This window comes from Cryobacterium psychrophilum (genome assembly GCF_004365915.1).
Lineage (GTDB): Bacteria > Actinomycetota > Actinomycetes > Actinomycetales > Microbacteriaceae > Cryobacterium > Cryobacterium psychrophilum.
Map to the genome: position 1 here is coordinate 286,882 of NZ_SODI01000001.1, position 24,884 is coordinate 311,765.

Sequence of the window (24,884 nt, forward strand, 5' to 3'; positions counted from 1 at the left end):
CGTCCCAACAAGGTTTCGTCCTAACAAGGTTCATACGCCACAACCACCCGCGGCCATGTTTTATTGCAGGTGGTTCATTCGCTGACCTTCTCGACCCAACCCACTGGCCACGCGCCCAGAGACACTCTCATCCCGGCTGCTGCCGACGCTCAGTGCACCGCCACAGAGGAGAGCTTGATGGTCGCCCCGGTGGGGTCGGAAATTTTGGCGAGTCGCCCGAAAAGAGTGTCTTCGGCCGCCTGCACGAGGCTTCCACCGAGCTCGAGGACCGTGGCGATCGTCGCGTCCACGTCGGTCGCACCGATGTAGATCTCCCAGGTGCCCGGTGCGTTCTGTGGGTAGTACGCGCTCGCATCCATGATGCCGGCGTAGTCCACGTCACCGCTCTTGAGCAGGGTGTAGCGTAATTGGTCGGTGTCGCTCATCACCTCGGTGTGCCAGCCAAAGGCCTTCTCGTAGAACGTCACCTCCTTCGCGTAGTCACTGGTCTGCAGCTCGTGCCAGACGGCTGTCGAGGCCTCGTCCGCGAGATCGAAGCCGCTCATCGTGCCAGGTTCCCACACGCCCACCATCGCCCCGGTCGGGTCGAGCGCGATGGCCATGCGCCCGACACCCCTGACATCCGACGGCTCGAACAGCACCGTTCCACCGGCCTCCCAGATCGTGGCGGCGGTGGCATCGGCGTCGATGCTCTTGAGGTACGTGATCCACCCGTCGGGCGCTCCGCCGGGGTTCTGCATCATTCCGGCGATGCGGGCGCCGTTCTTGCGAAAGTTCACGTAGTTGCCGTGCTCGGGTCCCATCTCCTCAACAGTCCATCCGAAAACACCCGCGTAGAAGGCCTGGGCCGCCCCGGGGTCAGAACTCAAGAGATCGAACCAGACGGGGGCACCGATCGGTGAAATGTCGGAAGCGGGCACGATGTCTCCTTTGACCGGTGCCGTCACCGTTCGGGTGTGGCGGCTTCCGGCGAGTGTATGACGACCACGGGGCGCCGACAAGACTGCGGTTTTGCAGCCGTGACCGCGCGACCCGCTCAACCCGTGCGAACACCCATCAGTGCTTCGAAGGCGCGCCGCGGCCCTGTACCACCGGAGAGGGAGACCCCCAGGTGCCTCAGCCGGCCGCGGGGCTCCCCGGCGAGAAGCAGCAACCGCGCCGCAGCCGCACGAATCTCATCTGTCGACGCGATATTCGGGTCGAGCGTTTCCCCGAAACCAGCCGCATCGAGGGCGGCGGCTCCCGCGAACTGGTCAGTGGAAAAGGGCAGAAGAAGCAGGGGAACGCCGGCCGTCATCGCCTCAGTGACGCTGTTGTTGCCCCCGTGGCTCACCGCCAGTACGGAATGCTCCAGCAGGCGCACCTGCGGCAGGAAACCACGCACGAGCCAGGGCGTGGGAATGGGCCCGAGCGAGGTGGGGTCGGTGGAACCCGTCGCGAGGGCAACCCGCACGGGAAGACCGTGGAGCGCCGCGACCACCCGTTCGAGCACGTCGCCGCGGACGGACAGAAAACTCCCGAAACTCACGTACACGACGGGTTCGCCGCTTTCCTCGAGCCAGGCCTCGACCTCGGCATCCGTCGCCTCGGACCGTACCGCCGATCCGAGGAAGGCATGCTCGGGCAGCAACAGGCCGCGCGCCGACGAGTGCAGTTCGGCGGGGTAGTTCAGGAGGAGAACATCGCCCGTCTCCCGGAAGGCGTCGGTGCTGGGCACGGCCTGCGGGTCAAGCTCAAGCAACGCGGCGTTCCACTGTGCGGTGAAGGAATCCCGCACCGCTTCGCAGAGCAGCCGCAGCGCGGCAAGGTCGTTGATGTCGGGGCGGAAGATACTGGGCCACGTCGGCGGGTAGCCGTAGACCTCACCGACCACGGGCAGTGCGGACGGATGCCCCAGTACGACGTCGGCGTGACGCACGCCCGCCGCGAGCAGGCCCAGCCTGGCCGCGAAGGCGAGGTGGTCAACGATCACCTGGTCCGGCTGGACCCTCTCCACCAGCTGCTGAACGCTGCGGGCAATCTGCACCGGATTCCACAGCAGGTCGTTGCTGCGCGCCTCCGCCTGGAAACGCAGGGTCTCGACCATTCCCAGCCGGGTGGCCGCGAAGAAGCCACGGAGCGCGTCATCCTCGCCGCGAGGCTGTGCCTCCGCGCGGATCACCCCTGGATTGGATCCCCGGCCGAGCTGCAGATTCTCCCGCTCGAACCCGAACGCGCGCACGATGTCGGCCGTCGCGGGGCCGCTGGCCACAACGACACGTTCCCCCGCCTCCTGCCAGGCCGTTCCGAGCGTTGCCAGAGGAAACAGGTGGGAGGCATAGTCGGGGCTGATGATCAGGAGCGTCACAGGGCGTTCAACGCCCAGGTGGCTTCTTCGCTGGCGTTCGCGACATCCCGATACACCTGGGTGAGCGAACGGGCCATGGCCTGAATCGTGAATGATCGGGCCACCATGGCGCAACCCCGTTCGGCATACTCCGGGCCAAACGGCCCCACCGCCAGCTCGAGCGCCGCACAGATTGCCCCGGCGAGGGCACCGCTGTCTGTCGTGTCCACCAGGAATCCGGTCACGCCATGCTCCACGTACGTGGCCGGACCACCGGCATGCGGCGCGACGACCGGCAGGCCGGTGGCCATGGCTTCCAGAAGTGCGAGCCCAAATTCCTCCTTCACGCTCGCGCACACATAGGCGCCGTGCGGCGCATTCAACCCGGGTCGGCCAAAGCGGGCCGCCACGAGCCAGCTGGACACGGTGTCGTTGGCTCGATGCCCCGCGAGAATCAGGCCGTGCTCTGCCGTACCGTCGAGCGGCACCACAGCACCGATACGACTGAGCTGTTCCTGTTCGTCGGGCGATGGATGTTCGAGGTCACCCCCGACAATGAGCAGGTTGCCACCCTCATGCAGGGTCGGGTCTGCCGCCCACGCCTCCACGAGACTCGCCATTCCCTTGACCCGGTGCAGCCTGCCCACGGAAATGAGCAGAGGAAGTCCGCGCCGATGCTCCGGCAGGCCGTGCAGCAGAGCGTCCAGCTCCGCCAGCGCCGGCGGCACCGGCGCGCCATCGCGTGGCGTGCGGGCGCCGGCGAGGGAACGCTCAATCACCGCGACATCGATGCCCTCCGCAGCGACCGTGTGCCGCTCCGGGTGTGCCGTGATGTCAATCCCGACGAGGTCACGCATGTCCCGTTCCAGGTCCGGGCGGGGAAAGAACACCGTGTGGGCGGCATCCGCTGCAAGCCGCTGCACGAGGCGCGCGCGAAACCAGAAGTGCTCGGCTTCGTCAACGGCACCGAAGTTGCCGCGCGTGAGGGTGCCGGAGCGTTCGAGGGAGTCGATGACGGCGTGCGGGTCGGGCGCCACGGTGAAGACGATGGGAATGTCGAGTTCCCTGGCGACCGTGGCCGCCGCGAGACTCCCCACGTCGGCCATGCGCAAATGAATGGCATCGACGGTTCCAGCGGCGCGCAGCACTCGACGGATACCTCGTTGGGCCGCGATCCGCCGGGGCCAGGCATCCGCTGCCGGCGTCACTCCCCCGACAAAGGGAACGGCCGCGAAGGCATGGCCCGACAGAGTGGATGCGACCTCCGACAGGCACGACAATGCGGTCTCGTGGGTACCGCGAGAGAGGGTGAGCACCCGCTCGACCTGCTCGGTCGCGGTGAGATCTGAGCGGCTGCTGAGGTCGACCCCCGATGCTCGGTGCCCGGCCACCAGGGCGTCGCCGAGGCGAACGAGCAGTGTCGCGATGCCGCCGTTGTCCCCGGAACCCACCCGCGACAGCGCGCCGTCGATGTCGGCGTGCAGGAAGAGCTGGGCGATGGTTGTCCCGTGGCTCCAGGGTGGGCGCGGGTGGCTCGCGGTCGTGAGATCGAACAGCGCCAGTCGAGCAACGGCGGCGAGCTCGCCCTCCCCGAACGCGAGCGCGGTCACGATTCGAGTTCTCTCGTCGTTCGCGCCGCGGTCACCGAGTCCGGCAACGGCGGCGGTCCTGGTCTCAAGCGGCTCGTCCGGGTCCATTGCCACGGTTCGCAGCATCCGCTCCGAAATGCGACCGGGCACCAGCCCAATGGTCTCGACCAGACGCGAGCGGGCGCCGGGTTCCCGTACCCCGAGGAGCGCGGATTCGAGCGACAGCGCGACCGAATCAGCGGCGGAGGCCGACCACTGCTCAAGCGTGCGCTGGGCCACCATGCCAGAGAATCCACCCTCGCTCACCATGCGCACGAGGCCCGCCACGGCATCGAGCCGCGGGAGGCGAATACCGAAGGCCCAGGCGGCGTGTTCTCGCAAATAACCGGAATCATGGGACAGGAGCGGCACGAGCACGTCATCGGCCGAGTCGTCGAAGATGCGAGCCAGCGCGTGCACGGCGGCGATGGCCGTGAGCTGGTCGACGGGATCGATGGCCGCGGCGGCAAGCAGTCGCACGGCCCGACTGCCCCCATCGCGGCTGGACGCAACGGTGAGGTCGTCGGCACACCTCATTCCAGCCAGAATGGATCCGGACTGACGCATGACATCAAGAGCGGTGTGCGGTCCCACGGTGGTTCTCCCGTCAAGAATTCTGGCTATGTGATCAGGACGATTCATGAGCTGGCGATCGGAATGCACGGGTCGCCGGATGCATCTTCCCATAATCCGGCGACCCGTGCGCGGTCGTGAGTTCCTCGCAGCAAAGCTCCAGCTAGTGGACCGTCAGCTGAACAGAGCGGTGACCTTGATCAGTGTCTGCGTCACACCGTAGGCGAGTGGAACGCCGACAAGGGCCCACCCCAGAACGAGTTTCAGGCTCTTCATGTCAAGACTCCAATGCGGGTTCGGCAACGGCCACGGGTTCCACCACGGGCTCGTGGAAGGTCGCGGCAACCGGCCGGACCATGAGGTTGGCGACAAAACCAACAGCGAGGATACCGACCATGGTCAACAGGGCTGGTCGGTAGTCTGCCGCCGTGAGCAGGCCTGGTGTGCCCTGGGCATCCAGAATCGAGTTCACGATGAGCGGACCGGCGATTCCAGCGGCCGACCATGCCGTGAGCAGGCGTCCGTGGATCGCGCCCACCTGGAATGTACCGAACAGGTCGCGCAGGTAAGCCGGCGCCGTGGCGAATCCGCCGCCGTAGAAGGAGATGATCACGAAGGCCAGGACCACGTACAACGCCGTCGTCGTTGACCCCAGAAGGGCAAGCACGAGGTAGAGCACGGTACCCACACCGAGATACACCCTGTAGATGTTTTTGCGGCCCGTGAAGTCCGATGTTGCCGACCACGCGAATCGGCCGCCCATGTTGGCGATCGACAGCAAGCCGACGAATCCTCCGGCGACGACCGCCGAGACGAGGGATGAGCCGTCCGACTGCCGGAAGAAGTCCTGGATCATGGGTGCCGCCTGCTCGAGAATTCCGATTCCCGCCGTCACGTTGCAGAACAGCACGACCCAGACCAGCCAGAACTGGCGGGTCTTGATCGCGTTCTTCGCCGACACGTGGTTGCTGCTCACGAGCGCGCGAACCTTCACCGTCGCTGGATCGAAGCCTTTCGGTTTCCAACCGACCGCGGGCACCTTGATGGTGAACGCACCGAACATCATGTAGGCGAGGTAGACGACGGCCAGGGTCAGGAAGAGCTTCCCCACCGCATCACCGCTCGCAACCCAGCCGACCGCACCGGAGTTGGGGTCGTATGCGGCCAGCAGGGCGGTCGAGACGGGGCTGGCAATGAGCGCGCCGCCACCGAAGCCCATGATGGCCATGCCCGTGGCCAGTCCGGGGCGGTCGGGGAACCACTTGATAAGCGTCGAAACCGGCGAGATATAACCGATGCCGAGGCCAATACCACCAATGAACCCGTAGCCCAGGTACACCAGCCAGAGCTGGTTGCTGAAGATTCCGAGGGAACCAATCAGGAATCCACCTGACCAGAACAGGGCAGAGACGAACATGGCCTTCCGGGGGCCGTTCGTGTCGACCCACGTACCCATGATGGCGGCCGAGAGGCCGAGCATCACGATGGCAATCGAGAAGATCACACCGATCTGGGTGAGGCTCGCGTCGAAGTGTGCCACGAGCGCCGTCTTGTACACGCTCGTGGCATAGGCCTGCCCGATGCTGAGGTGAACTGCCAGGGCGGCCGGCGGGATGAGCCAGCGGTTGAATCCGGGTGGGGCAATTGTGCGGTCGCGATCGAGCCAGCTCATAGGGTGCATTCCTTTACCGCGGGGTGGCCTCGATGCCACGTTGCTGTCAGGTTGACACTATACGAACGCATTGATGTTCTTTTCACCCCACTGACACCAAAATGGCAGTTTCGGGTAGCATTTCACGCGAAGATAGGAACCATGACACGTGGAGCACCGATCGACGACATCAACGAAGACACCCTGATCGTGAAGAAGCCCGAGACCCACGCGGCAGGCATCAAGGCCGTGGTGGTGGCCTTGGATCGCGGCATCGCGCAGGCCGGCGTGGCACGCACCGCCCGCTCTCTTCTTCGGCTGAACCAGCGCGACGGCACGGACTGCCCCGGGTGCGCGTGGCCGGAATCCCAGGGTCACCGAAAGACCGCTGAATTCTGTGAAAACGGCGCAAAAGCGGTAGCGGAGGAAAGCACCCTGCGCGCCGTGACGCCCGATTTCTGGGCCGAGCACTCCATCGCAGAGCTCGAGACCAAGACGGAGTACTGGCTCGGAAACCAGGGGCGCATCACGCATCCGGTCGTCATCCGTCCGGGCGACACGCACTATTCGCAGATCAGCTGGGACGATGCCTTCGAGCTCATTGGTGAGCACATTCGAGCCAGCGTTCCCGACCGCACGGTGTTCTACACGTCCGGCCGCACCGCGAACGAGTCCGCTTTCCTCTATCAGCTGTTCGCCCGGTCGATTGGTACGAATAACCTGCCCGACTGCTCCAACATGTGCCACGAGTCCTCGGGTTCGGCGCTCAACCCCACGATCGGCATCGGAAAGGGAACCGTCTCCCTCGAAGACATTCACCAGGCCGAACTGATCTTCGTCGTGGGCCAGAACCCCGGAACGAACCACCCGCGCATGCTCTCTGCCCTCGCCGAGTGCAAAGACAACGGTGGCAAGATCGTGGCCGTTAATCCGCTGCCGGAGGCCGGCCTCTTCAACTTCCGTGATCCCCAGACACCCGCCGGCGTCATCGGCAAGGGCGTTGACCTTGCCGACGAGTTTTTGCAGATCAAGGTGGGCGCAGACCTCGCCCTGTTCCAGGCCCTCGGACACCTGCTGCTCGAGGAGGAAGCGCGTGTTCCGGGCTCGGTGGTTGACCACGCCTTCATCGCGGAGAACACCGACGGCATCGACGCCTACCGCGCCGCCCGTAAGACCATCAACTGGGAAGAGACCGAAGCCGCAACGGGGCTCTCTCGCCTGCAGATAGCCACCGTCGCCGAGATGATGGTCGCGTCCAAGGCCACCATCATCTGCTGGGCTCTCGGCCTCACGCAGCAGCCGCACTCGGTCAACACCCTCAAGGAGATCATCAACCTGCTCCTGCTGCAGGGTAACTTCGGCAAGCCCGGCGCCGGCGCCTGCCCCGTGCGCGGGCACTCCAACGTGCAGGGTGACCGCACGATGGGCGTGTGGGAGAAGCCGCAGGAGTGGATGCTGGCCGCCCTCGACAAGGAATTCGGCATCGAGGCGCCCCGCGTGCACGGTCTCGACTCCGTCGACACCGTGGAGGCGTTCGAGAACGACGACGTGGACGTCTTCGTCTCGATGGGCGGTAACTTCGCGCTCGCCTGTTCGGACACGGTCGCCCTTGAGGCTGCCATGAAGCGCGTGGGCCTGACCGTTCACGTCTCCACCAAACCCAACCGGTCCCACGTGTGCCACGGCCAGACCTCGCTCATTCTGCCGACGCTCGGCCGCACGGACACCGATGACAAGCATCCGTCCGGGCGTCAGGTGCTCTCGGTCGAAGACTCCATGTCGGTCGTGCGCACCACCCAGGGCCGCCTGGAGCCGATTTCCGAGCACATGCTCGCGGAACCGGTGATCATCGCGCGCATGGCAAGCGCCACGCTCGGGGAAGACCACGCCGTGGATTGGCGGGCGATGGCCGAAGACTACGACCTGATTCGCGACCGCATCTCGCGCGTGCTGCCCGGTTTTGAGGACTTCAACAAGCGCCTCAAAACCAAGAATGGTTTCGTGCTTCCCAACCCGCCGCGCGACACCCGCAGTTTCAAGACTGACATCGGTCTGGCCCGGTTCACGGTGAGTCCGCTTGAGTACCTCACGCCGCCGGAGGGCCATCTCATCCTGCAGACCATACGCAGCCATGACCAGTACAACACCACGTTCTACGGCCTTGACGATCGCTACCGCGGCATCTCCAACGGGCGCCGCGTCATTCTCATCAACGCGGACGACGCCGTGCAGATGGGCTTCAAAGACCGCGACCTGGTCGATGTGATCAGCACGTTCAAGGGCGAGGAACGCCGTGCTGACAGCTTCCGTCTGGTGGTATACCCGACGCCGCGTGGATGCGCCGCCGCCTACTTCCCGGAGGCGAACGCTCTCATGCACCGCGAGCTCGTGGCCCGCGAGTCGAACACGCCGGGTTACAAAGCGATGGCCGTTCGATTTGTCGCCCGCGCGGAAGAAGATGTCCCGCAGCTGAGCTGAGCTGCTCTACGGGGCGACGGGTCTACGCGGGAACGTTCTCCGTGATGCGTTCGTCGCCCGCGTAGATCACCATTGAAGACCCGCGTAGAAAGCCCACGAGGGTCATGCCGACCTCCGCAGCGAACTCCGCGGCGAGCGATGAGGGCGCGGATACGGCCGCGAGCACGGGAATGCCGGCCATGAGCGCCTTCTGCGCGAGTTCGAAGCTCGCGCGGCTGGAGACCATGAGCACGGTTCCGGTGAGGGGCAACCGCTCCTCCTTGACCGCCCAGCCGATCACTTTGTCGACGGCGTTGTGGCGCCCCACATCTTCGCGCAGAACGAGGAGCTCGCCCGTCGTTCCGTCGAACAGCGCGGCGGCGTGCAGCCCGCCGGTCTTCTGGAACACGTCCTGGCCGGCACGGAGCACGTGCGGGAACGTCGTGAGGAGCTCGGCGTCGAGCCGCAGGGCATCCGCTGAGACGTCATAGATCGATTTCGTGCGCACGGCGTCGATGCTCGCTTTGCCGCAGAGCCCGCACGAACTGGTCGTGATGAACGAGCGCTCGAGCCTCGGGTCGGGCGGCACGACGCCGGCGGCGAGCGTGACGTCCATCACGTTGTACGTGTTCTCACCGTCGACGGTGGCTCCGGCGCAGTACCGCGCACTACTGAAATGGGCGCCGCGGGTGATGATGCCCTCCGACACCAGGAACCCGGCCGCGAGGTCGAAGTCGTTGCCGGGAGTGCGCATCGTGACCGCAAGAGAACGACCGTTCACGCGCATCTCGAGCGGTTCCTCGACCGCGAGAAAATCCTCGGTGGCAAGCGGATGCTCCCCCGCCGTCAAGCGAATAACCTTGCGTCGCGCCGTGATTCTGCCCATTACTCAACCGCCAATGTATGACATTTCAATTTTCTTCTTACCGGATGCCCGTAGCTCGCGGGTCTTGGAACTGCGCAGCTCGGAGTACCGGTCCGTGCGTTCGCGCCAGATGTGCGCCATCACGGTGGAGAGCTGCTCATCGGTGCACCCATTGCGCATGAGCGCACGGAGGTCGTGGCCGTCGGTGGCGAACAGGCACGTGAAAAGCTTGCCGTCGGTGGAGACCCGCGCGCGCGAGCACGAGTGGCAGAAAGACTGGGTGACACTCGAAATCACCCCGATCTCGCCGCCGCCGTCCCGATAGCGCCAGCGTCGACTGGTTTCGCCGTCATAGTTCGGGGCGACCTCCTCGAGGGGAAGCTCGGCGTGGATGCGGGCCACGACCTCGGCGGAGGGCACCACGGCGCCCATTTCCCATCCGTTGCTCGTGCCCACGTCCATGAACTCAATGAAGCGCAGGATGTAGGGGGTTCCCTTGAAGTGTCGGGCCATGGCCACAATGTCCTGGTCGTTCTTGCCACGTTGCATGACCATGTTGATCTTGATCGGTCCCAGGCCCACCTCGTGGGCTGCGTCGATGCCGTCCAGCACCTTCGCGACGGGAAACTTCACGTCGTTCATGGCCCGGAACGTCGCGTCGTCGAGCGAATCGAGCGACACGGTCACTCGCTTGAGACCGGCGTCCTTCAGTGCCTGCGCCTTGGTCGCGAGGGCCGAACCGTTCGTGGTGAGGGCGATGTCGATCTCACGGCCGTCGGGGGTGCGCAACGCTGCAAGCATCCCCACGAGTTCTTCGAGGCCGCGGCGCAACAGCGGCTCGCCGCCCGTGAGACGAATCTTCTCCACGCCGTGGGCAATGGAGATGCGCGCGAGACGTGTCATCTCCTCAAAGGTCATGAGCTCATCGCGCTCCATGAACGCAAAATCCTTGCCGAAGACCTCCTTGGGCATGCAGTAGACGCAGCGAAAATTGCACCGGTCGGTCACCGAGAGACGCAGGTCCTGGAGCGGTCGATCGCGAGGGTCGGTGAGCGAACCGGTGGCGGCCTCGCCCTGCAGAGGAATGTCCGACACTTGATTGTAAAAGCGCTGCGTGAGTGCGGAGGTATCTGCGCCAGTCATGGGTTAAACAATATGCGTACGCGACCTAAATTTGAAACGGGGCACCCCCGACTCCCGTCCACCTCACAGGCCGCATACGGGCTTGGCGCGGTGAAAGAGGGCGACAGCCTGCGCCGTGGTCTCCCGCACGCGTTCGCCCGCCTGCCGCTGCAAGTCGTCGAGTGTCGCCGGACCGCCCGCTATCGAGAAAGCAGCCGTGATGCGGGATGCCCGGGTCTCCGTGGCGGACAGCGCTACGCGGCCGGCGACGACGATCACCGGGCAGCCCTCCGGGGCCAGGTCGGCGACAGCGACGACGACCTTGCCGCCGAGGGACTGGCTGTCGAAACTACCCTCGCCGGTGAGCACAAGGTCGGCGGCGGCCAGGGCCGCCGGCAGACCCACGGCATCCGCCACAAGGATTGATCCGGGCACCATCTCGGCCGCGAGCAGCGGCACGAGGGTGGCGGGCATGCCCCCGGCCGCGCCCGCGCCCGGGCGGTCGCGCATGTCTTCGCCGGTTGCGCCGAGCACGACAGCGGCCAGGTTGGCCAGACCCGCATCGAGCGCCTCAACATCACCCGGCTGTGCTCCCTTTTGAGGACCGAAGACCGCCGCGGCCCCGCGGGGACCGCACAGCGGATTGTTCACGTCGACGGCCACGCGCCAGCGCACCTCGCGGGCGCGCGGGTGCAGCTGGGAGACATCGATCGACGTGATGGCCGAGAGTCCGGCCCCGCCCGGAGCGACCTGCTCCCCCGTCGCGCCCCGGAACCGCACACCGAGCGCGGTGAGCAGACCGGTTCCCCCGTCGGTACTCGCGGAGCCACCGATGCACAGCAGGATCTCGTCGACGTTCTGGTCGAGCAGCTCACGGGCCAGAAGGCCGACCCCGAAGGTGTCGGCGCGTTGCGGTTCAGAGGGCACATCGGTCATGAGGGGAAGGCCGTTGGACTCCGCGGCTTCTATCACGCCCGTGCGAGCATCGGCGGACAGCCCGTAGCGGGCCGTGCAGGTGCGGCGGAGCGCGTTGACGGTGGTCAGGCTTCGGGGTTCGACGCCCCACACGGCGGCAATGGCGTCGAGGGTTCCCTCGCCACCATCGGCCATGGGGCAGAGCACGATGTGCGCCGCGGTACCGACGACGTCACGCACCCCGAAGGCCATGGCGGCGGCGGCCTCGGCAGCGGTCAGGCTCCCTTTGAACGAATCGGGGGCGATCACGATGGTGAGTGGCTTCGGTGACGCAGGGTCGGTCATCTGCTCAGACTAGTGTGCACGGAGCCACGTGCTGGGGGCACCGCACCCACAATTTCCGACCCCTTTACGCGGCGGTATGTGCATTGTGCACACCCGTGCGCCGGAGGCCCCGGGTGAGCCGATTCGCGCGATGACGTGACGTCACGCACCTGCTCCGGGGCCAGGTCGCGACCGGCTCGGGGCGTGGGTGCGGCGACGTCGAGGGGGTTGCGTTCATGGCGTCACCGTATGTCGCGCAAGCTGCAACCATTGCCTGAAGGTTGGCTCTGGCGAGTGTCGGTGGGGTGGCATACACTTTTCATATAGAACATGCGTTCTAAGTACAAGAGCGAATCGGCTTGTTGAACGCAGTGCTGGGATTAGATGAAGGCGAGGAATCCTGTTATGCCGCAGATTATTGACGCAACTGTTGACGTGGAGCTCACAAGCGATGGTGACCCGCGCGCTTTCGTGTGGAACCGGTTCGAACACACCGTGATCGGGCAACCGCAAGCGGTTTTCAAGCGCACCCGCTGGTGGGAAGACGCCGGCACCCCCACACGCATCGACACCGAACTGTGGCGTCTGGACGCGTCACGTGGCGGTGAAGAGCAGCACCGTTACGACCTGCGCCGCGGGGCCGATGGAGCGTGGGTTCTTGCCCTCGACTGGGGATGAGCGATGGCCTTCTCACACCTTCACGTTGCGAGTGCATATTCCACTCATTACGGGGTCACCCTTCCGGAAACCCTCGTCGAACAGGCGAGTGAACAGGGCGCCACATTTCTCGCCCTCACCGACCGTGACGGTCTTTACGGCGCCGTCAAACACGTGCGGGCGTGCGTGGCCGCGGGCATCCGTCCGGGGCTCGGTGCCGAGCTGGCCGTGCACGACGACGACCATCGTTCCCTCGGCAGAGTCATCGTGCTCGCGCACGGCAACAACAAGGGACAGGGGTATGCCGCGCTCTGCCGCGCCATTTCGGCCGCCCACGACAATACGGTTGCTCCGGTGGCCGCGACAGCTGCACCGACCACCGACCTGCCGACACGGGCGATGGTCCAGGCGAGGGCACGAGCCAGCCACGTCCCGAGCATCTCCCGCGACCGCCTCGCCGACCTCGCGGCGCTGCGGTCCCTCACCGTTCTGCTCGGCCCCACCTCCGACGTTGGCGTGTCCATCCAGCAACGCAACAGTCTGGAGGCCCAGGCTCGCCTCGCCGACTGGCTCCGGGTGATGCCAGAACACTCCGTGCAACTCGAAATCGTCTGCCACCTCGCTGAGCCCGGTAGCGCGGGCAGCGTCGCCCCCGCCACGCGGATGCTGTCCCTCTCCGAACATTCCGGCGTTCCTGCGGTGCTCTCCAATGCCGTGCGCTACGCAACCGCAGACGAAGCGGTCACCGCAGACCTCGCCGACGCCGCCCGCACACTCACCCCGCTCGCCGATCTGCAGACCTTGCAGACCAATGGGCAGGCCTGGCTCAAACCGATCGGAGCCATGCGACAGGTCGCGCGCATGGTCGTTGATGCCGGCCTGCACGACGATGGCGCACTCGAACGGTTGTTCCACACTACCGACCGGCTCGCCGAGCACTGCAGCCTCGACCCCGACACCGATATTGGCCTCGGTCGCCCCCGCATGCCAGAGGCCCGAATCATCGGCGTCACCGGCGATCCGGTCGCCGAGTTGTGGCGCCGGGCACAGCACGGCATCGACGACCTGTACGCCTCGGTCGGGGGCACCACTCGCGCCGACGCGCACGCCCAACTCGCCCATGAGATGAAAACGGTCGAGCATCTGGGGTTTGCCAGCTATTTCCTCACCGTGGCCCGGGTCGCTGACCTCATTCGCGGTATGGGAATCCGTATCCAGGCCCGAGGGTCGGGGGTGGGGTCCGTGCTCAACTACGCGCTGCGCACATCCTCCGTTGAACCCCTCTCAAACGGCCTGCTGTTCGAACGGTTCCTCTCCCCCGAACGGCAGACCCTGCCCGATATCGACCTCGACGTGGAGTCGGCCAGGCGCCACGACATCTATCGGAAAATTTTCGAGACCTTCGGGAACGATCGTGTCTCGTTGATGTCGATGACAAATGCGTACCGCGGGCGCGGCGCCGTGCGCGATGCCGGGCTGGCCCTCGGCATGCCCGATGACCAAATTGCCTCGATCGCCAAGCAGATGTGGCGGTTCAACGCCCGAGACTTCCGCCGTGCGCTCGAAGAAAAGCCAGAGCTTGAGGCGCTGGCCGCCGAGGTGCGCCAGTCGCAGCAACTCGACCTTCTGGTCGATCTCACCGCCCGACTCGACCGACTCCCCCGGCACATCTCGGTGCACCCGTGCGGCGTCATCCTCTCCGACGCGAGCCTGCTCGACCGCACCCCGGTACAGGCGTCCGGCATGGGCCTGCCCATGTCCCAATTCGACAAGCACGACATGGACCCGATGGGACTCATCAAGCTCGACATCCTCGGCGTACGCATGCAATCGGCCATGAAACACGCCGTTGAAGAGCACCGCCGGCTCACCGGGGAGAGCATCGACCTCGATCGGGTCCCCCTCGACGATCCCAAAACCTACGAGCTCATCCGGTCCACTCGAACGCTTGGAATCTTTCAAATCGAGTCACCGGGCCAGATGGAACTCGTGGGCAAGCTACAGCCAGAAGTCTTCAACGACCTCACGGTCGAGATCTCCCTGTTCCGTCCGGGGCCGATGAAGAACAACATGCCGCTCACCTACCTGCAGGCACGGCATGGCGAGGTGGCACCGGACTATATGCACCCCCGCTTCCGGCCCATTCTCGAGGAGACCCGCGGGGTCGTCATCTTCCACGAACAGGTCATGCGCCTGTTCGACGAGTTGACCGGGTGCGGCCTGGGCAAAGCGGATGTCTTTCGACGCCATCTGGGTAAACCGGAACAGCTCCCACAGATCGAGGCCTTCGTACGCGAACGCGCGCTTCTGCGCGGGTTCCCGCCGACGGTGATCGACCGGGTCTGGACCGTGCTTGCGGGGTTCGGCAGCTTCGGTTTTGCAAAGGCGCATGGTGCCGCCTTCGCCCTCCCGACCTACCAGTCCGCGTGGCTCAAGACCCACCACCCTGCGGAGTTCCTGGCCGGGTTGCTCACGCACGATCCGGGAATGTGGCCCAAAGACCTCATCGTGGCCGAGGCCCGCACCCTCGGGGTTCCCGTGCTCGGGCTCGATGTGCAGCGCAGCGCACTCGACTACCGTGTGGAAGAACTCGCCGACGGGACCCAGGGCATCCGTCTCGCCCTCCCCGAGCTGACCGGCAGCACAGAGACCGAGCGGGCGCGCATTATGCGACACCAGCCCTTCAGCTCCCTGCAGGACTTTCGCGACCGGGTTCGTCCCCGACGACGCACCTTCGAGGCGCTCGCCAGGGTCGGCGCCCTGGATTGCTTCATCGGTTACGACCGCACGCGTCGGCATGAGCTTCTGGCGCATATCCAGTCGCTGCGCGGCACCGCCGTGGCGATCACCGCGGAGCAGCTGGCCTTCGACGTGGAACTTCCCGTGCATGCCTATGCGGGAGATGGGGTGGGCGCGGTCACCTCGCTTGAGCTACGCGGCCGCACCCAGACCGACCTGGAACTTCTCGACCTGAACCTGGCCATTTCAGACCACCAGATGACCAGGTTTCACTCCCTCTTCACTGAGCTGGGGGTCACCCTGGCGTCTGAGCTGGGTAACCTGCCCGGCGGAACAGAGGTGCTTCTCGCCGGTGTGCGCCGGGCCACGAACACCCCGCCCATGCGGGGCGGCCGTCGTGTGGTGTTCATCAGTCTCGATGATGGCAGCGGACCGGTTTCAAATGTGGTCTTCTTCCATGACGCCCAAGAGCGCATCGGCGCGCACGTATTCCAAACGAAGTACATGCTCGTGCGGGGAAAGACCCGCCGGTCGGGAGCGAAGGGGGTTTCGGTCACGGGCGACAACCTGTGGGACCTCTTCGACGTTGCACGCGAGGTGCGGGAACGGCGCCAGCGGGAACGCGCCGCCCAACAGCTGGCCACGCTGGCCGCTCCGGAGGCCGACCGGCTCGCGGCACACCAGGCAGCCGAACACCTCAACGACGCGTCGGGGAACAGGTTCCCCGACGGTCGTCGGCACCTCCGGTCCGCCAGGCGGGCCTGAGCCAGGCAGACCGGAGCCAAACGGACCGGAGCCAGGCGGGCTAACGCCGCGGAGTGGGAGTGGGGGTCGGCGCGTCCATGCCGGCGGATTCAACGAGATTGTCACCGCCGTACTTCGCGTTGGCCACCGACATGACCGCCGGCCACATACGGTGCCGAGCCGTCGCCACCGGCCCGCTCGAAAATTTCAGCCGGCGCTGGTTCACAGATCCGGTGAGGCTGACGACCGCCACCACGGTCGCCACCTTGGAGCTTGCGCCACTCATCCACGTGTCCTTCGCGTCATCCGTCGTGCCGGTCTTACCGATCATCGGAACCCACGGACGGGTGTTCGCATTCGACTGCTGCGCCGTCCCCCTCGTCATCACCCTGCCCATCCCGTACACCATTCCCTCAGCGACCAGCGGATCCACCGACTCGATACACTGCGTTTCCGGTACGGGGACAGCGGTGCCGTCCCGGCCCACGATGCTGTCAATCGCAATCGCGCTGCACGTGACGCCCTTGTTCGCGATCCCCGCAAACGCGACCGCCATCGTGAGCGGTGCGACTTCGTTCGTACCGATGACCGTCGCGGCACTCTGCAACAGCGGCCCCCCGTCGGCGCGGTGCACGAGAAAACCTTCCGCCGTCTTCCGAATCCCGCACAGGTCCAGGCGCTTCGCCATTCCGATGAACCCGGTGTTGAACGAGCCGATCGTGGACTCAAGGGCGCTGTAGTTTGCGCCGGACTCATTTTGGTCGTTCCGCGGACTCCAGTGCTGCTTGTCGTAATTCTGCGGCCCCAGGCAGCTGTCCTGAAACGTCCCCCAGTTGGCTTGGCGCCGGGAGTCGACCCGTTCGCTGAGCCGGTGTCCTTCCTTCAACCACTGTGCCAGGGTGAAGACCTTGTACGACGACCCGGGTTGGAAGCCGCTGGAACCTCCGTAGGCATAGTCGGTGTTGTAGTTGATGCCCGTGTAGTTGGCGCCCGTCGCCTGAACGGCCGGGTCCTGGCTGTAATCTTTGTTCTGCGTCATAGCCAGGACCCGACCGGTTCCGACCTGCACGCTCGTGATGACAGCCCCCAGGTCGCCTACCGGGTAGGTCTTCGGCACCTGCTCCGTCATCGCCGTAACGGCCGCCTGTTGCAGGTCCAGGTCCAGCGTCGTGTAGACGCTGTAGCCTCCACGCCGAAAGTTGAGCATGCGAGCGTGGGGATCCTCCCCGAACGTGGGATCATTCTGCAGGATCTTCGTGACGTAGTCGCAGAAGAAGGCATTGGCTGCCGCGGTCTGGCACCCGGTACTGGGCTCAGTAATGACCGGCTCAACGGGCATCACCACCGCCGCGGCATACTCTTCGGCGGAAATCTTGTGATATTTCAGCATCGCCCCGAGCAGGTAGTCCCTGCGCTGTTTGTTGGCCGCGTACCCGTTGGCGGCTCCGTTGCTGAGGCTGTCCGGTCGGTCAATCTGAAACTTGACGGGGTTGTTCACAATCGCCACGAGGCTCACCGCCTGCACCAGCGTGAGGTTCGCTGCCGTGGTGTTGAAGTAGTAATTGGCGGCGGCCTCTATCCCATAGACCCTGCCACCGAACCCGGCAATGTTGAAGTACTGGCGCAGGACGTCGTCCTTGCTTATGCGCTTCTCCACACCGATGGCGAGCCGCATTTCCCGAAGCTTGCGCTCCGGGGTTGTCTCTGTCGCGTTCACGTAGCACGCATCGTGCTTCTTCTTGTCGGCAATCAGCTCGCACTTTTGAATCAGGACGTTCTTGACGTACTGCTGGGTGATCGACGAACCGCCCTGGATGCCCCCGCCGGACAGGGTCGAGGCCGTCGCCCGCAGCGTTCCCTTCAGATCGATTCCTCCGTGTTCGTAGAAGCGCGGGTCCTCACCGGCAATGGCAGCGTCCTTGGCATACTGACTGATCGCGTCCGCGGCCACGTCGATGCGGTTCTGGTCATAGAAGGAAGCGAGCAGGACCGGGGTACCGTCGGTCTGGCTCGCGTAGATGTTGCTCTTCTGGGAGAGGGCATCAATCGCGACGAAGTCGGGGAGCCCCTCAAAGGCGTTGATGGTGTTTGACGCCGCCAAACCGGAAACGGCGACGACGGGCGTCATGCTCGCGGTGACGAGGACCCCCACGATTGCGCTCAACGCCACGAATCCGAGCAGCCCACTGAGTGCGCCGCGCACCGTACGCGCCGCTGAAACGGCCATTGTCGTCGAGTTGCTGACCATGAGTGCTCCCTCGTCTCTGCGTCGGGTCCATGAAACATCACTCACCCCGCAACGGCTAGGGGTGCGCCGCGCGAATGCACGTACATTTTCACGGACCACCGGAACCGGCTACCATCCCAGCAATGAAGCAGGGGGCGATGATGCGCACATTCGGCACGGAAGAGGAATTTATGTTCCTCGACCGCTCCACCCTGCGTCCGCAGAACGTGAGCGCAGAGGTTCAGTCGCTGCTCCGCGGGCGGTCGCAGTCGGGTTCCCTCGGCACCGAGTTCGTCGCCCCTGGGTTCATTACCCCTGGGTTCATTACCCCGGGGTTCATCACGCCAGAGCTCGTTCCGCCGGAGCTCGTTCACTCGGAATTCCTCACGTCGCAAATCGAGCATTCCAGTCCGGTCTTCGAACACCTCGATCAGGCCGAAGCGACCCTGCTGTCCTTCCGGTCGCGGTTGGCCGCCGCGGCAGCGGCGCAGGACGCTCTGGCGGCCGGTGTCGGCACGCCCTTTCAGGGATCGGACTCGCCGGAGGTCACCGACACGGTCCGGTACCGCCGGGTCGAGGCTGAGCTCCGCGGCCTCGTCCCCGAGAATCTCATCAACGGCCTTCACGTGCACGTGGGGATCCCGAACCGGCAAGCGGGGGTTGCCGCGCTCAACCACGTGCGGGTGTGGCTTCCCGTCTTGCAGGCCTTGTCCGGTAATTCCCCGTTCTGGAACGGCCGCGACACCGGTTTCACCAGTTGGCGAAGCATCCACGCCAGACGCTGGTCAACGGCCGGCTGTCCGCCGCACTTCGCGGACGCGGCCGATTATGATCGACGCGCCAGAAGCCTGATCGGTGTCGGGGGCACACTTGACCTGCATACGATCTGGTGGGGTGCCCGCCTGGCCGAGAAATACCCGACGCTTGAGGTGCGCGTGTGCGATGCCCAACTCGACACGCGGAGCTCACTACTCTTGACGGCGCTCACCCGCGCGTTGGTCTCAACGGCCCTCGCGGATGCCGATCGGGATACCGCTCCCTCGCGCCTGGAGCCGGAACTCCTCGATGCCTCCCTCTGGCACGCCGCGCGCGATGGCGTGCAGTCGAACCTTCTCGACCCGATCTCGGGCGAGCTCGCCCCGGCCCGCGTGGTCGTCACCGCGCTGTTCGGAGCGGTGTCCGATGCGCTCGAGGAGGCCGGCGACGCCGACCGGGTGCGCGAGCTTCTCGACCGATTCTGGCGTCTCGGCACCGGCGCCGAGCGCCAGCGTGCGGCGTTCGCCACCGGCGGTCCCCGTGCGCTCGGCGTTTTGCTGCGCGACTCAGTCAGCGCGGCCGACTAGTGGTTCCCGCGACCTCGGCAGCCGCTGAATCACACCGACCGGCGAGCCGAGCCCGTTCGGCCGGTTGCGCCAGGGGGCTCGGGTCTTATTACGAGTCGGGCCCACGTCTCGTCACGCGCTCGGGTGAATACGTCCTCGGCCGCGCGGGGAAACGGGTATCCGGCAGGGCCGACGAACGTGAAGGCCGACTGGTCGGCCTCCGGCTTCTGTGATTTTCGTTCTCGCTCGTACGCCTCAAACCAAAGGTCGTAGTGCTCAATGAGGTCAACGGCCGGCCCGCGAAGCTCCGGGGTCAAGAGGTAAAACTTGTCCAGAAGGATTGCACGGACCCTGCCGTTGCTGTCCGCGATTATGAGCGTCTCGAGAAGGATGTTCCTGCTCTTCCACCGCTGGAACGCCATCTTCGTGCGCTGCTGGTGCACCGTCACGGGCCCGAGTACGTCACGCAACAATTCCCACTCGAGGCTTCGAGTTTCGGTGATCCTCCTGGCCTCGTCCTCGACCGTCGACTTGATCTGCGCCACCCACCTCGCGGTCGTAAGCGTCAGGACCGTCGCGATGACGCCGCCGCTGACAACTCCCGCGAGCAGGTTCGACCAAAACTCATCCACAGTTGCGCCACCCTTCGTCTGGGGCTCTCGCCGGTCACTATCCTCGTTGTATGTGGAGCTGTCAAGACGATTCTCCCGGTGGAAAGTGGGGTTTCTGCGACTGTGTGCCAGGGGCATGAAAGACTCCCAACATCCTCAGGAAATTTCAATCCAGCACTGATGGTCGTTCGTCACGGCACCCGTCCATGCGTCTACAGGAGGATTCGACCATGCCCGAAATTATCCACTGGTCCTCCGCGGCCGTGGGCAAGGCTTCCGCCGGCCGTTCGCTCTCGTGCGCACTCACGCTGAGCGTGGCGAACAACAGGTCGCGCTGCTCGGGGCAGGCGCGTGAACGCTTCCGCGTTCGCCTGCTCGATCGTCTCGGGAGGCGCGGTGCGCAGAAGTTACGGGTAGCACTCGACGGCGATCTCATCGTCGCTACGCCGAGGGATGCCGCTGGCGCTCTGAGGCGCGCGGGGCGGCGGAGTGTTGTCGCCCTGCCCAGAGTCGTGGCGGCCGAGAATTCAGTCGAGCGCGACCATGGTCGTGCTCCTTGTCGGTGCAATGTGCATCACGATTCCAGTACCAACGGGGTTCCCGCTGCACGCGAGCACTGGCAGATCGCTATTGCGGGCGGCGGGCATTGCCCCACGACCGGAAACAGGAGAAGATGACGGAATGAGTCCCCGACGTAGCTCCGCCCTCCGCGCCGTCAGTGTCACCGCCTTCGGCGGAGTCGACACCCTTGAGATCATCGAGACGGAACGCCCGCAACCGGGTCCGGGCGAGGTGCTCGTCGAAGTGCTCGCCGCTGGCATCAACCACGTCGAGGCCTTCCTCCGCCAGGGCCGGTACCAGAACGAGTTCCCCGTCGAGCTCCCGATCGGGCAGGGCAGCGATTTTGCTGGCCTCGTCGTCGCGACGGGCGAGGGTGTCACGAGCTTCACGAAGGGATCGGAGGTGCTCGGTCACACGAGCATGGCCTCGCACGCGACCTTCGTCGTGGTGCCGGCCACGTCTCTCGTCGCGAAGCCGGCCGCGCTCTCCTGGGAGGTTGCGGGCAGCCTTTTCCTGGCCGGATTCGCCGCGAACGACGCCGTTCAGGCTGTGGGAGTGGGGCAGGGCGACGTCGTGGTTATTTCCGCGGCCGCCGGAGGAGTCGGCAGCATCGAGGCGCACCTCGCGATGGCGCGCGGCGCGACCGTGATCGGCACGTGCGGTGAGCGCAATTTCGACTACCTGAGGCAGATCGGCGTGAAACCAGTTGTCTACGGCGACGGCCTCGCCGAACGGATCAGGGCGGTTGCCCCGGGCGGAGTCGCCGCGTATCTCGATAACTTCGGAAAAGACAACATCGATGTCTCGGACGAGCTCGGCGTGAGTCGCTCGCGATTCCGGTCGAGCGAGAACAGACGAGATGTGGAATTGCGCGCGATGGCGCCGAGCCCGGAAGACGCAGTGGCGCAGACCAGGGTGCTCGCGCGCATCGCCGGCTTCGCCGCTGATCGCACGGTGAACGTGCTGATCTCGGGCTTCTACCCCTTCGACCGGGTGCGGGAGGCGTTTGACGACCTCGAGAAGCACCACGCGCGCGGCAAGATCGTGCTCGGCATGCGGCCGGTCGACGATTCCTTCCACGGGTTCGGCTACCGCAAGGTGCGGGACGTGCACGAACGGTCCTAGCGATCCGCGGGGGTGAGAACTGTGGCATGTGTTTTGAGTTTTGAGGCGGCCTTCCCCGGGCCCTTTCGGTCGCGCGGTCAGAAACCAGTATGTGAGGGTGAGTCTTGCGCGGCGGTAACCCCGTGACGCTGCCGTTGTCGCGGGATGCAGGGAAATCAAGCGCAGATTGCCGCAGTCCCCGTGACGGTCAGAACTCCGCGGGCAAGATCCAGGTCGGTGTCGTCCAACGCTAGGCATTCACTTATGCGCATCCCCGTGGCCGCCGGCGGCCATACCTCCACGTCCGATGGGCTCCGTCAACCAATAGCGCTCACCGAGCTGACCGGTGGGTTGCGCGGTCATTCGGCCCCGGTCGAAGTGGAGTACAGGGCAAAGCGAACAGGGAGATCCCGCCTTCCGGGGGCGCGATCGGCACGGGAGTGTGACACTGGATTCATGTTCAGTAGAAGAGTTCGGGGGCCCAGCCGCAGGATCGGGTTGGCCTGCCTGGCCGCCGGGGTCGTGCTTCTCGCCGGATGCGCCGCCCCGCCACTGCCCTTCAGCGTTTCCCCGACGCCAACACCCACGGCCACGCCGACCGCGTCGCCCTCCCCGCCATCAACGGCAACCGCAACCGCGACCGCCGGTGTCGCCGTCTGCGGGCCCAACACGCTCGCGCTGTCCCTGCAGTCTCGTCCGTACGACAGCGGCGCCGGGAACTTTTTCTGGGATCTGCAGCTGACCAACAACAGTTCGGTCGAATGCACCGTCGAGGGCTTCCCGGCCGTCTCCCTGGTCAGCGCGAACTCCGGCGCCGTGATCGGGGCCGTCTCCAGCGAGGAACCCGGCCGCTGGTTCCCCGTCGCCGTCGTGCCGTTGGCGCCGGGGGCATCCGCTTTCAGCCTGCTTCACCTCGGTCAGGCCGGCGCCTACAACTGCACGGTCGTGCCGGTCACCGAACTCACGGTCACGCTGCCGGACTGGACGGACCCGCGCCAGGTGGCCACACCCAAACCCATCGACGGCTGCGACGACACCAGTACGACCATCGTGCGTTCCGGCCCGCTGGCGCCGTCCCGGGTCGTCTTCTAGGGGTCCGGCTTCAGCGGTGCGCGCAGGGCACAGCCTCGAGGGTCGCCGCCTGAGGATCAAGGCCGGGATGCCGAACCTGCCTTTGACGCCCTGGCCGCCCAGGCCTCCCGGCCGGCGCCGTCACCGGGACGATGTTCGGCGCCCGCACGATCACGCTGCGCAGGAAGGCCTTCGCCTGCCTGCAGGCCGACACCATGGCTCTCAAGCCCGGAGCGGGCAGCCCGGAGCACACCCGCGCGCTCAATTCGGTCAGCACTGCCGATTTGTGGCTCCCGCGACCTCGCGATGCTACTTCTGCAGCCCGTTCACGAATCCGGCGGCGGCGTGGCGTGCAGCGTCGGCGGCTGCGGAACCGGCCCCGGAGGCCAGCACGTCCAGGTCGGCGTCGGGCACCGACGCAGGGGCGTCGTCCACGTCGTCCGCCGGCACGGTGTCGGTCTCCGGCGTGGCCTGCTGCTGCTTCGTCTTGGACAGGGCGGCGCCCGCTGCGCTTCCCCCCACGAGGCCGGTGAGCAGATCCTTGATCCCCACGCCCATGGTGGACGAGAGCACGGCGTCGACCTCGGAGAAGCCGGACGCCACATTCTTGCTCAGCTGGCTCGCACCATCCGTGGAAATCACCGTCAGCTGGTCGATGTTGCTCATCGGCGCGGCCAGTTCGTGGGCGATCTTGGGCAGCATCTCCACGAGGCGCAGCTGGATCAAGGCTTCGGACTGTTGTGCGACGGCCTCCGCCGACAGTCGCGTTGCAGTGGCCTCGGCGGTGCCCCTGGCGAGAATGGCGTCGGCTTCCGCCTGGCCCTCGGCCCGCGTGGCTTCCGCGTTGGCGACGCGGCTATCCCGGTCGGCGGTTGCCGCGGCAACCGATGCCTCGGCGGCCGCCAGTGCCGTCACGCGAATACGGTACGCATCCGCGTCGGCAATCGCGTTCACCTCTGACTCGAGCTCGGCCTTGCGCAGGCTCGCGCGACGCTGAGCGGTAAGTTCCTGCTCCTGCACGATGGCCTGCTGCGCCTTCGCCTCGGCGAGCGGCCGGGAAGCGGCTGCCTCGGCGGCCGCCTTGTCGGTGTCAAGCTGAAGCGCCGCCTGACGCAGCGCGAGCGTGTTCCGGGCCTCGGCCACGGCCTGCTCGGCCGCGATCGAGGCTTCCTGCGATTCCCGGTTGGCGAGGTGCTCGGCGACCTCGGCCTGACGGCGCACCTTGGCCTGCTCCGCACGTCCGATATCGCGAATGTAGTCGTTCTCGTCGGTGATGCCCTTGATCTCGAACGAGTCGACGTCGAGTCCCTGGTTGGCGAGTGACTCGCGTGCGGTGGCCAGTACGGCGCTTCCGAGCTCATCCCGTTTCTGGATCACGGTCATCACGTCGGTGGCACCGATCGAGGAGCGCAGGGAACCGGACAGCACCTCCTGGGCGAACCCATCGATGTTCTTGTCCTGGCCGAGGAAACGCTGGGCGGCGGCGCGGATATTGGCCGGGGCGTCACCCACCTTGACGATGGCCACGGCCTCGACGGTCAGCGTGATGCCATTGCGGTCCTGGGCGATGGCCGTGATTTCGATCGCCCGGCTGCGCAGGCTGATCTTGAAGGCCTTCTGAAAGAAGGGGGTGATGAAGACGCCCTGGCCGTGCACGACCCGCTGCCCCGACTCTTCGAGGGTGGCCCCGTCGACGATCGTCTTCCGTGATTTCTTGCCCGTGATGATGAGGGCCTCGTCGGGTCCCGCGTTCTTGTAGATGGTGCGCGCGTAGATGAGGGCAACCACGAGGATGACCACAACCGTGACGAGAATTCCGGGCAGCGGGCCGAACAGGAAATCGAGCATGGGGGTCCTTCCGGCGCCGAAGCGCAAGGCTGACACATCCCCGGCCGGTCGCCGCGGGTGCCTGATACCCCATCAGTGTCGCAGAGATGCACATGGTCTGCCGCAATTGCGAAGATGCGCAAATCCGTCTCGGACGCGC

Annotated in this window: 17 protein-coding genes; 6 read left to right on the forward strand and 11 right to left on the reverse strand. The window is 65.7% G+C overall.

The features are described from left to right. Positions 1-149 precede the first annotated feature (149 nt). The 5 genes from EDD25_RS01365 to EDD25_RS01380 all read right to left on the reverse strand — a co-directional run bounded on the left by EDD25_RS01365 (position 150) and on the right by EDD25_RS01380 (position 6,199). Entirely contained in the window at positions 150-920 is a 771-nt protein-coding gene (locus EDD25_RS01365; RefSeq protein ID WP_134171696.1) for a VOC family protein, read from the reverse strand. 116 nt (positions 921-1,036) lie between these two features. Next, positions 1,037-2,347, reverse strand: coding sequence for a glycosyltransferase (locus EDD25_RS01370; protein WP_134171697.1), 1,311 nt, complete (start codon positions 2,345-2,347; stop codon positions 1,037-1,039). Beyond that, on the reverse strand, positions 2,344-4,491 hold the full coding sequence (locus EDD25_RS01375; RefSeq protein ID WP_241986235.1) for a glycosyltransferase: 2,148 nt from the start codon (positions 4,489-4,491) through the stop codon (positions 2,344-2,346). Before EDD25_RS01375 ends, EDD25_RS01370 begins: the two co-directional genes overlap by 4 nt. Positions 4,492-4,701: 210 nt before the next feature. Then, entirely contained in the window at positions 4,702-4,803 is a 102-nt protein-coding gene (locus tag EDD25_RS18285; RefSeq protein ID WP_422386753.1) for an MFS transporter small subunit, read from the reverse strand. 1 nt (position 4,804) lies between these two features. Next, positions 4,805-6,199: an OFA family MFS transporter gene (locus tag EDD25_RS01380; RefSeq protein ID WP_134171699.1), complete on the reverse strand. Its 1,395-nt coding sequence runs from the start codon at positions 6,197-6,199 to the stop codon at positions 4,805-4,807. Positions 6,200-6,340: 141 nt separating this feature from the next. On the opposite strand from EDD25_RS01380, the gene EDD25_RS01385 reads away from it, so the two are divergent. Beyond that, the gene (locus EDD25_RS01385) at positions 6,341-8,656 is read left to right on the forward strand and encodes an FdhF/YdeP family oxidoreductase (protein ID WP_134171700.1); all 2,316 of its coding nucleotides are present in this window, start codon (positions 6,341-6,343) and stop codon (positions 8,654-8,656) included. A 22-nt stretch (positions 8,657-8,678) separates the two neighbouring features. Here EDD25_RS01385 and fdhD read toward each other — a convergent pair whose 3' ends face one another. The 3 genes from fdhD to EDD25_RS01400 form a co-directional block, all read right to left on the reverse strand. Further along, positions 8,679-9,521, reverse strand: coding sequence for a formate dehydrogenase accessory sulfurtransferase FdhD (gene fdhD, locus EDD25_RS01390; RefSeq protein WP_134171701.1), 843 nt, complete (start codon positions 9,519-9,521; stop codon positions 8,679-8,681). 3 nt (positions 9,522-9,524) lie between these two features. Beyond that, positions 9,525-10,595, reverse strand: coding sequence for a GTP 3',8-cyclase MoaA (moaA, locus tag EDD25_RS01395; RefSeq protein ID WP_279586311.1), 1,071 nt, complete (start codon positions 10,593-10,595; stop codon positions 9,525-9,527). Positions 10,596-10,706: 111 nt separating this feature from the next. Next, entirely contained in the window at positions 10,707-11,882 is a 1,176-nt protein-coding gene (locus EDD25_RS01400; protein WP_134171703.1) for a glycerate kinase, read from the reverse strand. A gap of 384 nt (positions 11,883-12,266) precedes the next feature. Between EDD25_RS01400 and EDD25_RS01405 the strand changes: the two genes are divergently transcribed. Then, positions 12,267-12,539, forward strand: a complete 273-nt coding sequence (locus tag EDD25_RS01405; protein ID WP_134171704.1) for a hypothetical protein — start codon at positions 12,267-12,269, stop codon at positions 12,537-12,539. Positions 12,540-12,542: 3 nt separating this feature from the next. Further along, complete coding sequence (locus tag EDD25_RS01410) at positions 12,543-16,022, forward strand: DNA polymerase III subunit alpha (protein WP_134171705.1); 3,480 nt, start codon at positions 12,543-12,545, stop codon at positions 16,020-16,022. 40 nt (positions 16,023-16,062) lie between these two features. Here EDD25_RS01410 and EDD25_RS01415 read toward each other — a convergent pair whose 3' ends face one another. Next, positions 16,063-18,249 (reverse strand): transglycosylase domain-containing protein, encoded by a 2,187-nt coding sequence (locus tag EDD25_RS01415; RefSeq protein WP_134171706.1) that lies wholly within the window; start codon positions 18,247-18,249, stop codon positions 16,063-16,065. A gap of 122 nt (positions 18,250-18,371) precedes the next feature. On the opposite strand from EDD25_RS01415, the gene EDD25_RS01420 reads away from it, so the two are divergent. Continuing rightward, entirely contained in the window at positions 18,372-19,571 is a 1,200-nt protein-coding gene (locus EDD25_RS01420) for a carboxylate-amine ligase (RefSeq protein WP_166671160.1), read from the forward strand. A gap of 29 nt (positions 19,572-19,600) precedes the next feature. Here EDD25_RS01420 and EDD25_RS01425 read toward each other — a convergent pair whose 3' ends face one another. Then, a complete protein-coding gene (locus EDD25_RS01425; protein ID WP_134171708.1) occupies positions 19,601-20,299 on the reverse strand; it encodes a hypothetical protein in 699 nt (232 codons plus the stop codon). A 543-nt stretch (positions 20,300-20,842) separates the two neighbouring features. Between EDD25_RS01425 and EDD25_RS01430 the strand changes: the two genes are divergently transcribed. Next, positions 20,843-21,847, forward strand: a complete 1,005-nt coding sequence (locus EDD25_RS01430; protein ID WP_134171709.1) for an NADP-dependent oxidoreductase — start codon at positions 20,843-20,845, stop codon at positions 21,845-21,847. A gap of 435 nt (positions 21,848-22,282) precedes the next feature. Continuing rightward, the gene (locus tag EDD25_RS01435; RefSeq protein ID WP_166671161.1) at positions 22,283-22,918 is read left to right on the forward strand and encodes a DUF4232 domain-containing protein; all 636 of its coding nucleotides are present in this window, start codon (positions 22,283-22,285) and stop codon (positions 22,916-22,918) included. Positions 22,919-23,206: 288 nt separating this feature from the next. Here EDD25_RS01435 and EDD25_RS01440 read toward each other — a convergent pair whose 3' ends face one another. After that, positions 23,207-24,745 carry a flotillin family protein gene (locus tag EDD25_RS01440; RefSeq protein ID WP_134171711.1) on the reverse strand — a complete coding sequence of 513 codons (1,539 nt, stop codon included), beginning with the start codon at positions 24,743-24,745 and terminating at the stop codon, positions 23,207-23,209. Positions 24,746-24,884 lie beyond the last annotated feature (139 nt).